General features: G+C 40.6%; 7 protein-coding genes. 4 read left to right on the top strand and 3 right to left on the bottom strand.

The features are described 5' to 3' along the window. Nucleotides 1–84: 84 nt before the first annotated feature. From QZ379_RS09965 to purL, 3 genes are all read right to left on the bottom strand, one after another. Nucleotides 85–645 carry a chromate transporter gene (locus QZ379_RS09965; RefSeq protein WP_291563895.1) on the bottom strand — a complete coding sequence of 187 codons (561 nt, stop codon included), beginning with the start codon at nucleotides 643–645 and terminating at the stop codon, nucleotides 85–87. Nucleotides 646–695: 50 nt separating this feature from the next. Next, the gene (locus tag QZ379_RS09960) at nucleotides 696–4,661 is read right to left on the bottom strand and encodes an ATP-binding protein (protein ID WP_291563893.1); all 3,966 of its coding nucleotides are present in this window, start codon (nucleotides 4,659–4,661) and stop codon (nucleotides 696–698) included. A gap of 236 nt (nucleotides 4,662–4,897) precedes the next feature. Next, nucleotides 4,898–8,605 (bottom strand): phosphoribosylformylglycinamidine synthase, encoded by a 3,708-nt coding sequence (purL, locus tag QZ379_RS09955; protein ID WP_291563891.1) that lies wholly within the window; start codon nucleotides 8,603–8,605, stop codon nucleotides 4,898–4,900. 301 nt (nucleotides 8,606–8,906) lie between these two features. On the opposite strand from purL, the gene QZ379_RS09950 reads away from it, so the two are divergent. The 4 genes from QZ379_RS09950 (at nucleotide 8,907) to QZ379_RS09935 (ending at nucleotide 12,626) form a co-directional block, all read left to right on the top strand. Next, nucleotides 8,907–9,566 carry a LysE family transporter gene (locus QZ379_RS09950; RefSeq protein WP_291563889.1) on the top strand — a complete coding sequence of 220 codons (660 nt, stop codon included), beginning with the start codon at nucleotides 8,907–8,909 and terminating at the stop codon, nucleotides 9,564–9,566. 1 nt (nucleotide 9,567) lies between these two features. Beyond that, on the top strand, nucleotides 9,568–10,110 hold the full coding sequence (locus QZ379_RS09945) for a DUF4924 family protein (protein WP_291563887.1): 543 nt from the start codon (nucleotides 9,568–9,570) through the stop codon (nucleotides 10,108–10,110). Then, nucleotides 10,107–10,970: a dTDP-4-dehydrorhamnose reductase gene (gene rfbD, locus QZ379_RS09940; RefSeq protein WP_291563885.1), complete on the top strand. Its 864-nt coding sequence runs from the start codon at nucleotides 10,107–10,109 to the stop codon at nucleotides 10,968–10,970. The genes QZ379_RS09945 and rfbD overlap by 4 nt, the downstream gene beginning before the upstream one ends. Before the next feature lie 87 nt (nucleotides 10,971–11,057). Next, nucleotides 11,058–12,626, top strand: a complete 1,569-nt coding sequence (locus QZ379_RS09935) for a peptide chain release factor 3 (RefSeq protein WP_291563883.1) — start codon at nucleotides 11,058–11,060, stop codon at nucleotides 12,624–12,626. Nucleotides 12,627–12,961 lie beyond the last annotated feature (335 nt).

Here is a 12,961-nt window from a genome sequence, read left to right as displayed (position 1 = left end):
GTGAACTCATAATGTTGGTTTTATGAGTCAACTTTTTTCAGGGTAAGACAAATACCGTTCATATGTTGTTCATTATATGTTCATTTACCGTTCACCATGTGTCGCCTTAGACTTCTTAGCTTTATATCGTCCATAAAAATATCCTCCAAGCCCGGAGAGAATTATGACATAGATAGGTGAAAAGCCTAAAAGCCATATAAGTAATGCAGATACAACCGGAATCCATATATTATATCTGTTTATACGTGCTGATTTTGCCATCTTGAATGTAGGAGCCGCTATCAGCGCAACTACTCCCGGACGTATCCCCTTGAATATACGTTCGACCGTTTCAAGGTGCTGGAACTGACGAAAAAACAGTGCTATTGCAAGAATAATAAGAAAAGATGGCATAATTGTACCTAAAGTCATAAAAAACGCTCCCCGGAATTTGCGCAGCTTATAACCTATAAATATAGCAATATTCACTGCAAAAATGCCCGGAACAGTCTGTGACAAGGCCATCAAATCCAGAAATTCTTCTTTTTTAATCCATTTCCTTTTATCGACAATTTCCGCCTCTATCAGTGGTACCATGGCATACCCTCCACCTATTGTGAAGAGTCCTATACGGAAAAATATAGTAAAAAACTTAAAATACAGCATGTTGAGAATTAATCATTAAAAATTAATAATTAAATACTGAAAAGCGAGTTTTAATTATTGACAGACTTCATATAATCCCTCGGTGGAACGCCATAATATTTCTTGAATGTATCAGCAAAATATTTAGGATCGGCAAATCCCAACATATCTGAAACCTCGGATACTGTATAATCCTTGGTTTTCAGCAATATTGCAGCCTCCTGCATTCGTATGTTTCTGATAAGTTCCGCCGGTGGCTCTCCTGTCAAAGCTTTTATCTTGTTATAAAAACTTGTACGACTCATATTAACAGAAGCGCAAAGCGTGTCAACATTAAGTCCCTTACCAAGACCTTCCTTTATCAAACCTGTAACCTTACGGATAAACTCGTCGTCAAGCGTTGAAATCATCTCCGGAACATCTGTTTCGTCTGAAGAAATCTCATTACGGCTTTCGTCAAAACTGCGCTGAGGCAAAGATGCCAAAAGTTCCTGAAGCCTTTTGCGTATCAAATCTCTATTCTCAAGCACATTACTTATATTTGCCTTCAAGATTGTAATATCAAATGGCTTAACTATATACAAATCAGCTTTGGTCTTGAGCCCATCTATTATATCTTTCTTGTCACCTAATGCTGTAAGCATAATAAATGGTATATGACTTGTAACCATGTTTCCTTTCACAGCCTTACACAAATCATGTCCATTCATAACAGGCATCATAACATCCGAAATTATCAAATCCGGCTGCACTTTCCTTATCTGATCAAGTGCTTCCTTACCATTTTCAACACCTGACATATGGTAAGTATCCGATAAAGACTGGAGAAGGAAATTTCTCAGTACATCATTATCTTCTACTATCAGAATATTTGGCGCATCTGCAGGAAGATCTTTTAACATTACAGCAGAATCTTCATTCGATGCACCATCCTGAGAAGCTATTGTATATGCCCATCCTTCCTGAGTTACAGTATCCTTATTTTCTGCTACATCCTCATCACGATATATGTATCGGGAACTCTTTATCGGGAACGACAGATGGAAACTTGTTCCTGCATTCTCCTCGCTTGAGAAAGAAACACGTCCTTCATGGTTCTGTATCAATCTCCATGTAAGAAGCATACCTATACCGGAACCGGTTATAAGCTGATTGGTTGCATTATAACCTCTGAACATATATTTAAACATCTTCTTCTGGTCCTTTTTCGGTATTCCTATGCCTGTATCAGTAATATCAACATTCCAGTTTCTCTTGCTGCATGAAGCTATCACACTCACAGAACCTCCCTTAGGGGTATATTTCAGCGCATTGGTAATGAGGTTTCTCAAAATAGAGTCCATCTTGTTCCTGTCTATCCATACCTCCTGTTCATTAAAATCGCTTCTATATTCAAGCCTTACTTCCTGCTGTTCCGCATAATTCCTGAACCGCTGCAGATATTCCTTAAAATATGAATTCAGTTCATACTTTCTTACTATAACCTGCGGACTGTAGAGTTCCTCCTTCTGGAAGTTCATAAGTTTATTTGCCAGTTCAGAAAGATTATCTGTACTCTGCATTGCAAGATTTATGTTCTTTGTACCTTCTTCAGAAAGTTTTTCCTTTCTCAGGATTTCTCCTAACGGAGCCTTTATAAGAGTCAACGGAGTTCTGATATCATGAGCCGTATGAATAAAGAAGTTTATCTTCTCCTGAGAGATACGTCTGTCCTTCTTTATCATCTTATACCTGTAAAGCGAAAAGGCTGCTCCGGAAATAAGAACTATATAAAGCAATATAGCCCATGGAGTAAGCCACAAAGGACTTTCTATGACAATACTTATACTTCTTTCTTCCAACAACTGATTATTATCAAGAAGTATGGCTCTGATTCTGAGTTTATATTCTCCCGGCGAAAGGTTTGTATATTTTATCATACCATCTTCGCTCGGGGTACTCCATTCGTCGAAGAATCCTTCCAGCTTCCATGTATAATATATGTTCGAAGGATTATCATAGTTTACCGACGATACATTAATAGAGAATGTATTCTGGTTATATTTCAGTTCTAAAGACGATGTTTCGTTCAGCATTTTCTTCAGTGGAGAACCTTTCTCTCCCGGATATACCGGCCTGTACATTATACTAAGATTATCCAAAACCATATGCGAAGAGAAAAACTCCGGCAGTCGCATACTGTCAGCCAATACTATAGCACCTTCATTACTGCCGAGAATTATCTCACCATACCCTGTATTGACAGCAGCTCCCTGATTGAAGTTATATGCAGCAAGCCCCTGTTCCCCTGTCCAGTTATTGAACAGATTATCTTTTACATTGAACAGTGATATTCCGTTTTCAGTACCTAAAACTATATTGCCAAACTTATTTTCAACTATGCTGTATATGTTATTTGTTGTCAGACTACAGTTTGCAGTGGTATAATGTTTTACTGTTTCCGAAGAATTGTCAATAATATACAGACCGTTTCCGTAAGTACCCACAAAAGTATAATTCCCGTTTTCAGTTATATATATGGAGTTTACGCAACACGATTCCTGCTCCATTATAAACTTTTCAAACTTGCCTTCTGCCTTATGGAAGATATATAATCCGTTTATCGTACCTACCCACAATGTTCCTCTATTCCTCTCTTTAATACACGTTATTGGATAAGTGGACGGATAGACGTTCGAACGTTTTTTCCTGTCATCATACGATCTCAAACTTTGGAAACCACCTCCCCAAAGTATATTGTCCGAATCTTTAAATATACTTCTTACATATTTATCTGGAATTTCACTGTTGTCCGACGTGAACTGCACAGCATAATTCACATCACCATCACTCTTTTTTATTCTGTATATAGCGGACATATACCCTCCTGCCAGTATCACTCCTGGTTTATATTCGCAAAGTGATGTAAATATATGATTGTCATTTTTCGAGTTTCTTACAAATGCAGACAAATAGCTTATCCACTTCCCGGCAGACCTGTCGTAACAACTTATTCCATTACTTGTTGCATACCACACATCGCCTTCAGAATCAGTCATTATGGCATTGATTCTGTTATCTATAAGTGAATTTGAATTATCTTTCGAATGCCTTATCCACTCATACGGCTGATATTTTTCTGTATAAACGGTAATACCTGTAGGATAAATCACATTCCATATTCTACCATCATGGTCAATGCATAAATCTTTTATAATACTACCGTTCATTCTGTTAAGCCTTGAATAGTCTTCAGTAAGGAAAGTCGAGAAAATTCTGTTTCTCAAATCCAACCTATACACTCCATCACCATCGGTAGCTATAAGAACCTCACTGCCGGAGCTGACATATGGTTTTATAGTATTTATGCTTACGTCAGTCAGCGTTCTACCCATATTATGCAAAGCTCCATTATTGGTATCATATAAGAATAACCCCTCTGTCAGGCTATTAATAACCAGACAGTCAGACTCCTTATGATAATAAATATAGTCTATAAGCCCTATATTTTCCAAATTCAGGATACTGAGCTTAGCCTTTTTAAAGTCAGCAGAAGATAAATCTGCCTTATATACATGCTTCTTTGAAGCTAAGAAATATTCTCCTTTTACTTTAGCTTCAGATATATACGAAATCTCCTCGTCTGTTACATCCTTTATGCATGAAATACTGTCATTATCTATATTATAAAGTATAATATCTTTATCACTGCACATCAGAGCCTCACCTTGTCCAAAATAAAATGCTGATACCGGCAGGTTCTTATATTGTGGAAAAACAGTTTTCATATCGAATACAAGACGGAATGAATCTTTCATCTCATCATATCTGAATATATAGCCATCCTTTCCTATTTCCCACAATTTGTTTTTTTCATCGGCATACAACATATTAAGATTTGGATAAAAGTTCACAACATCATCATTCTTCATCAACTGATAATGTTTGAAATTCTTTCCATCGAATCTGTCTACCCCCTTGTGTGTGAGCACCCACATATATCCCTGCTCTCCCTGGCATATGGAAAGAACACGACGGCTGCTCAACCCGTCTTTCATATCAATGTACTTGTATATCTGAGAATATGAACTGAATATACATGAGAAAATTATGATAAATGTTAGGATAAATCTATAAAACATGGCATTATGAAGTTATACATTGCAAATGTCGCTAAAAATGATTGGAAAACAAAATAAAACAAAAAAAAGGTTTTCCCGATCTTACCCGGAAAAACCTTTTTGTTTTAGTATTATAGTATTAATAGGAGGTATCAGCCTGCCTTATAACTATTTTACTTCTTTATTTTCTCTTCCACCCACTTGCGAGCATTTACGAATGCTTCCATCCATGGAGTAATCCGGTCTTCACCAAGACGTTCAGCAGGATAATAAGCATTTTCCCATGGGAAGCAAGCTCTTTCAAGGTGTGGCATCATTGCAAGATGACGTCCGTCCTGTGAAGCGATACCGGCTACGCTGTAGTCTGAACCGTTAGGGTTACCCGGATATTCATCATATGAATACTTCAGAACTACATTATAGTGGTCTTCAGGATAAGGCAATGAGAACTTACCTTCTCCGTGAGCTACCCAAATACCGAGCTTAGAACCGCTCAATGAGCCGAACATCACGCTGCGGTTCATAGGAACTGTCACGCCGAGGAAGTTAGATTCAAACTTGTGTGAGTCGTTATGAAGCATCTTGCCTTTCTTCTTGTCTTCAGGAGTGATAAGTCCGAGTTCCATCATCAGCTGGCAACCGTTACATACACCGAGTGACAAAGTATCCTGGCGTGCGTAGAAGTTGTCAAGAGCAGCCTTAGCCTTAGGGTTGAACAGGAAGCTGCCGGCCCATCCCTTGGCAGAACCAAGAACGTCAGAGTTAGAGAATCCACCGCAGAACACAATCATGTTGATATCTTCCAGTGTTTCGCGTCCGCTTACGAGGTCAGTCATTGTAACGTCCTTAACATCGAATCCTGCAAGGTAAAGCATGTATGCCATTTCGCGTTCACCGTTAGTACCTTTCTCACGGATGATTGCAGCCTTGATACCGCTTGGAGTACGACGGTCCGGGTCAAGTCCGAACTGAGAAAGCTTACCTGTGAATGAAAGATTGAATGCAAATTCTATTGGCTGCTGCTTGTAGTTCTCGAAACGTTTCTTAGCGCATCCGTTCATACTCTGATGACGGTCCATCAGGTATGAAGTAGAATACCATACATCGCGCAGATAGTCGATACCGAACTGGTAAGTAGCACCATCCTTAGAAACGAGGATATGACGTTCTTCTGTCGGTTTACCAAGTTTCACGAAACCAACGCCTGTATCTTCAAGAATCTTCTTGACTTCAGCTTTGTTCTTGTCTGCCACCTGTATAACGATACCCGGATTTTCAGCGAACAGAATCTTGACGATATCATCACACTTAATCTTGTCAAGTTCGATTTCCATACCGCCTTCTGTGTTAGCGAAACACATTTCAAGCAATGTAGTGATAAGACCGCCTGCCGAGATATCGTGACCTGCAAGAATCAGCCCCTTGTTGATAAGTTCCTGAACTGCAAGGAATGCATCGCGGAAGTATTCTGGATTCTGTACTGTAGGAACATCGTTACCTACCTTGTTCAGACTCTGTGCAAAAGCAGAACCTCCAAGACGCAACTGGTCGAAACTGAAGTCTATATGATAGAATGTAGATTTTTCCTTATTAACCATAACAGGAGAAACGACTTTCTTAACGTCGCTTACTTCACCACCTGCAGAAACGATTACTGTTCCCGGGCTGATAATCTTTTCTCCGTTAGGATATTTCTGAGTCATTGACAATGAGTCCTTACCTGTAGGAACGTTTATCTGAAGTGAGCAGCAGAAGTCAGACAAAGCCTTCACAGCTGTATAAAGTCTTGCATCTTCACCTTCCTGTGAGCGGCAAGGCCACATCCAGTTGGCAGAAAGAGAAATGCTGTCCATACCGTCTGCCAATGGAGCCCAAACAAGGTTTGTCAAAGCTTCCGAAACAGCAAGAACAGAACCTGCAGCAGGGTCGGCAAGTGCAGCCTGAGGAGCGTGACCGATAGCTGTTGCGATACCGGCATTTCCACGATAGTCAAGAGCTACCACACCACAGTCGCTCAATGGCAACTGAAGTTCACCCTGACACTGCTGACGTGCTATCTTACCTGTTACCGAACGGTCAACCTTGTTAGTCAACCAGTCCTTACAAGCTACAGCTTCAAGCTGAAGAACAGTTCTTACGTATTCGTTCAGTTTTGCCGCATCGTATGATACATTTTCATATTTACGTTCTACGGTCTTGTCAACCATATATGTCTTAGGAGAAGAACCGAACATCTGGTCTACAGCCAGGTCGAACGGACGAACGCCGTCAGCCTGTTCGAATGCGAAACGGTGATCGCCTGTAGTTTCACCAACGACGTACATAGGAGCACGTTCGCGCTCTGCAATCTTTCTTACGTGGTCAATTGCCTTTTCGTCGATAAGCAATCCCATACGTTCCTGCGATTCGTTTGCGATGATTTCCTTTGCAGAAAGAGTTTCATCACCGATAGGAAGCTTGTCCATATGGATAAGACCACCGCAGTCTTCAACCAGCTCAGACAGACAGTTTACGTGACCTGCCGAACCGTGGTCGTGGATAGAAACGATAGGGTTTTCGTCTTCTTCGCAAAGTGAACGAACCACGTTGTAAGCACGTTTCTGCATTTCTGCGTTTGCACGCTGTACGGCGTTAAGCTCGATACCAGAAGAATAACGTCCTGTCTCAACTGAAGATACAGAACCACCACCAAGACCGATACGATAATTGTCACCACCAAGAACCACAACTTCGTTACCTGCCTCAGGGCTACCTTTCAGACAGTCACGCTGAGTACCGTAACCCACACCACCGGCAAGCATGATAACCTTGTCGTAAGCATACTTTTCATTGTTTTCCTGATGTTCGAATGTAAGTACAGAACCACAGATAAGCGGCTGACCGAACTTGTTACCGAAGTCTGAAGTACCGTTTGAAGCCTTGATAAGAATCTGTTCAGGAGTCTGATACAACCACTGGCGTACAGGAAGAATGTTTTCCCATTCGCGACCTTCTTCCGAACGAGGATAAGAAGTCATGTAAACGGCTGTACCTGCGATAGGCCATGAACCTTTACCTCCACCCATACGGTCGCGGATTTCACCACCTGTACCAGTTGATGCACCGTTGAACGGCTCTACCGTAGTAGGGAAGTTGTGAGTTTCTGCCTTAAGAGAAATAACAGTCTTGATATCTTTGATTACGAAATAGTCAGAAGTAGAGTGGTCTTTCGGAGCGAACTGTTCTACAACAGGACCTTCGGCGAATGCCACATTGTCCTTGTAGGCTGAGATAATCTTGTTAGGATTTTCGTTTGTGGTTTTCTTAATCATCTGGAAGAGTGATGATTCCATTTCCTGTCCGTCGATGATGAATGTACCACCGAAGATTTTGTGACGGCAGTGCTCTGAGTTAATCTGTGCGAAACCGAACACTTCAGAGTCTGTAAGCTTACGTCCAAGGTCTTTTTCCACTTTAAGCAGATAGTCCATTTCTTCACGTGACAGTGCCAGACCTTCCTGCTCGTTATATTCTTCCAGGTTTTCTATGTAAACGATAGGCTGCGGTTTGATATTTACATCAAATATTTCCTGGTTCAAGCCTTTGTACATACGCTGAAGCATAGGGTCGTATTCAGCGTTTTCATCTTTTACAGGGAAATATTCTTCAATACGGCGTACACCGCTTATACCCATATTTTGAGTGATTTCTACGGCATTTGTACTCCATGGAGTAATCATTTCTCGGCGAGGACCGATAAAACATCCCTTCAGGTTATCTTCTGTTTCTACAGTAGCGTCACTGTAAAGCCAGCATAACTTCTTGATGTCTTCCGAATTCAATTCCTGACTGCATGCAGTAGCAATCACGCTTTTGCTTGGGGTTCTGAAAAATAGAATCATATACTTATTATTTAATTGAATTTTGTATCAATCAGTGCTTTATATATAAAGACCGGCAGGCTTGAAAAAAAAAAACGCTTCGTCATTTTAAATGAAACGTTTCGTCGTTTTACTTCAAACGCTTCGTCGTTTTTTTTGATGTTATGAAGCGGTGTCTGAAAGACATGCATTTTCCCAACCGGCAGGCTTTTTATATTAAAACTTATTATTATGTGTGCAAAGTTACATAAAAGCCAATTGTTACGAAAGAAAATCAATATTAAATATAGGTACTTTCACAAAAAAGTATCATCTTTGCATTATGAATTGGTTAGAGCAAGTTACTATACTGGATTTATTGGTTAAGGGTTTTGTTATTGGGGTAGTGGTTTCGGCACCACTCGGACCCGTTGGCGTTCTTTGTATTCAGCGAACACTGAATAAGGGACGTTGGTTCGGTTTTGTAACAGGTCTTGGCGCTGCATTGAGCGATATAGGCTATTCATTGATAACAGGTTACGGCATGAGTTTCATGGACGAACTTATAATCAAGCACCAGACTTTGTTGCAGATAGTAGGTAGTATAATGCTCCTTGCCTTCGGTATTTACACATTCAGAAGTAACCCCGTGAAAGCACTGCGCCCCGTTTCCGGTAAACGAGGTTCGTATCTTCATAATTTCATAACAGCATTTTTTGTTACATTGTCCAATCCGCTGATTATCTTTCTCTTTGTAGGTCTTTTTGCGAGATTTTCTTTCGTCATGCCTGGAAGTCCCGTAGGATTTCAGCTGGTCGGATATTTAGCTATCGTGCTGGGTGCCCTTACATGGTGGTTCAGTATTACATATTTCGTCAATAAGGTTCGCAACCATTTCAATGTCCGTGGCATTTGGATACTTAACCGTGTCATCGGAGTTATAGTCATAGTTGCATCAATCATAGGTTTAGGACTTGCATTATTAGGAAATTCAATATATTGATATGTATATTTCTCAACAGTTAAAACAGCAGAATATTGCGGAATATCTGCTTTATATGTGGCAGATAGAGGACTTGCTTCGTGCTTATCATTTTGATATGGACATGATTAAGAAGGACATAGTGGACCCTTATCCTGTGACTGACGAACAGAAAGCGACACTGTTCCAATGGTATAAGGACCTTGCAAACATGATGCACGACGAAGGTGTCATGGAGAAAGGTCATATCCAGATAAACAAGAATATTATAGTCTGGCTTACAGACCTTCATCTGCAGTTGCTCCGTTCTCCTAAATATCCGTATTACAGTGCAGCATATTATAAGGCTCTTCCTTTCATAGTGGAATTGAGAGCTAAAGGTGCCGACAAGGACGTTCCGGAGTTGGAAACATGTTTTGATGCCATGTATGGCGTATTGATGCTGAAACTTCAGAAAAAAGAAATAAGCGAGGAAACACAGAAAGCCATTAAAGTGATAAGTGACCTTCTGGCTATTCTTGCAGATTATTATATAAAAGATAAGAAAGGAGAATTGGAGTTATGAAAAATATACTTGTAACCGGTGCCAACGGTCAGCTTGGCAATGAAATGCGTATCTTGTCGGAATCATATCCGGAATACAGATATTTCTTTACAGACGTAGCAGAACTTGATATCTGCAATGAACAGGCTGTAATGAATTATGTAATGTCAAACGACATAAATATCATAGTAAATTGTGCCGCATATACGGCTGTCGACAAAGCAGAGGACAATGTAAAGCTGTGCACTATGCTGAACCAGCATGCACCGGGCTTCCTTGCCAAAGCCGCAAAAGCCAATAACGGATACCTCATTCAGATATCTACCGATTATGTATTCGACGGAACTGCACATATCCCCTACCGTGAAAATGCAGAAACCTGTCCTAACTCTGTTTACGGTATAACCAAACTCGGTGGAGAAAAGGAAGCATTCAAGTATTGCCCTGAAACAATGGTGATAAGAACAGCATGGCTGTATTCCTCTTTCGGCAATAATTTCGTAAAAACCATGATGCGTCTTGGAAGAGAAAGAGATACCTTAGGTGTGATTTTCGACCAGATAGGAACTCCTACATATGCTCGCGACCTTGCCGTTGCAATATTCGCAGCCATCGACAAGGGAATTGTTCCGGGAGTGTATCATTTCAGCAACGAGGGTGTTTGTTCATGGTATGATTTCACTAAAGCAATCCATACCATTGCCGGCATTCAGGGATGCAATGTAAAACCGCTTCACACTGAGGATTATCCTACCAAAGCTACACGTCCTCACTATTCTGTACTCGACAAGACCAAGATTAAGGACACTTATGGAATAGAGATACCATACTGGATGGACAGCCTTAAGGAGTGTATGGAGATATTGAATACAAGTTTATAAGTTTTAAGTCTATAAGTTTGTTATTATCTGCAAGCTATAGAAACTAAAAACTTAAGAACTCAAAGACTTAAAAACTCAAAATAATATATGAATCAGGAAATAGAAAGAAGACGTACGTTTGCCATTATCGCCCATCCTGATGCCGGAAAGACATCGTTGACAGAAAAACTCTTGCTTTTCGGAGGTCAGATTCAGGTGGCCGGTGCGGTAAAATCAAACAAAATCAAGAAAACAGCTACATCCGACTGGATGGACATCGAAAAGCAGCGTGGTATTTCCGTTACCACATCCGTGATGGAGTTCGACTATAACGACTATAAGGTTAATATCCTTGACACTCCGGGACACCAGGACTTTGCCGAAGATACTTACCGTACACTTACTGCTGTGGACAGTGTTATCATCGTTGTCGATGGTGCGAAAGGTGTGGAAACCCAGACCAGAAAACTGATGGAGGTATGTCGTATGCGTAACACTCCGGTAATCATCTTTGTGAATAAGATGGACCGTGAGGTCAAGGACCCGTTCGATTTGCTTGACGAACTTGAAGAAGAACTTGTCATTCAGGTACGCCCTCTTACATGGCCTATCGAGAGTGGACCACGTTTCCGCGGTGTATATAATATATATGAACGGAAACTGAACCTTTTCCAACCTTCAAAGCAGGTTGTTACAGAAAAGGTAGAGGTAGATATAAATACAGAGGAACTGGACAATCATATAGGTCATGATCTTGCAGACAAACTCCGTGGCGAGCTTGAACTGATTGATGGAGTATATCCTGAATTCAATGTAGAAGAATATCTTAAGGGTGATGTAGCTCCTGTGTTCTTCGGTTCTGCTCTTAACAATTTCGGTGTTCATGAATTGCTGGACTGTTTCGTAGAGATTGCTCCGAGCCCTCGTCCTGTCACAGCAGTTGAACGTACAGTAAATCCTGACGAACCTAAATTTACAGGATTTATCTTCAAGATAACAGCCAATATTGACCCTAACCATCGTTCTTGCGTGGCATTCTGTAAGGTATGTTCAGGAAAGTTCACCCGTAACACTCCATATCTGCATGTACGCCATAACAAGACAATGCGTTTCTCTTCGCCTACACAGTTCATGGCACAGCGTAAGACTACAGTAGACGAGGCTTGGGCCGGAGATATAATAGGTTTACCTGACAACGGAACATTCAAGATTGGTGATACTCTGACTGAAGGCGAAAATCTTCACTTCAAAGGTCTGCCAAGCTTCTCACCGGAAATGTTCAAATACATCGAGAATGCTGACCCTATGAAGACAAAACAACTCAGCAAGGGTATCGACCAGCTTATGGACGAAGGTGTGGCACAGCTCTTTGTAAACCAGTTTAACGGTCGCAAGATTATCGGTACTGTAGGTCAGTTGCAGTTCGAAGTAATCCAGTACCGCCTTGAAAATGAGTATAACGCAAAATGCCGCTGGGAGCCTGTAAGTCTTTACAAAGCATGCTGGATTGAAAGTGATGACCCGGAAGAACTTGAAGCATTCAAGAAGCGTAAATACCAGTATATGGCAAAAGACCGTGACGGAAGAGATGTGTTCCTTGCCGACAGTGGATACGTGCTTCAGATGGCACAGATGGACTTCAAACACATCAAGTTCCATTTCACTTCTGAATTCTGATACTTAAACGTTACATAACCACAATAAATGAATAAAAGCCGCTAATAAGCGGCTTTTATTCATTTATTACTACTCTTAGTGAACGTGAATAAACAGTCAGTAAACATCCAATAAACAAGTCCCCAATACGCCTGTCTTAAACAGGCCGACTCTTTTATCAATTTTATAACCATAAATCGTTACCACTTTTTTCACAAAGTGTTCATCAATCGTTCATTCAATGTTCACTGAATGAATAAAATTATCAAATAAAATTTAGGGGATAGAATTATAGAAAAAAAAGAAGCCGCACCCGAGGCGTGACGAAACTCCGATAGACATGATTTGAGAGCTCA

Source organism: Bacteroides sp. (genome assembly GCF_019417265.1).
Lineage (GTDB): Bacteria > Bacteroidota > Bacteroidia > Bacteroidales > Bacteroidaceae > Phocaeicola.
The sequence above is the reverse complement of the archived record's forward strand: the minus strand, read 5'-3'. Positions and strand labels throughout refer to the sequence as shown.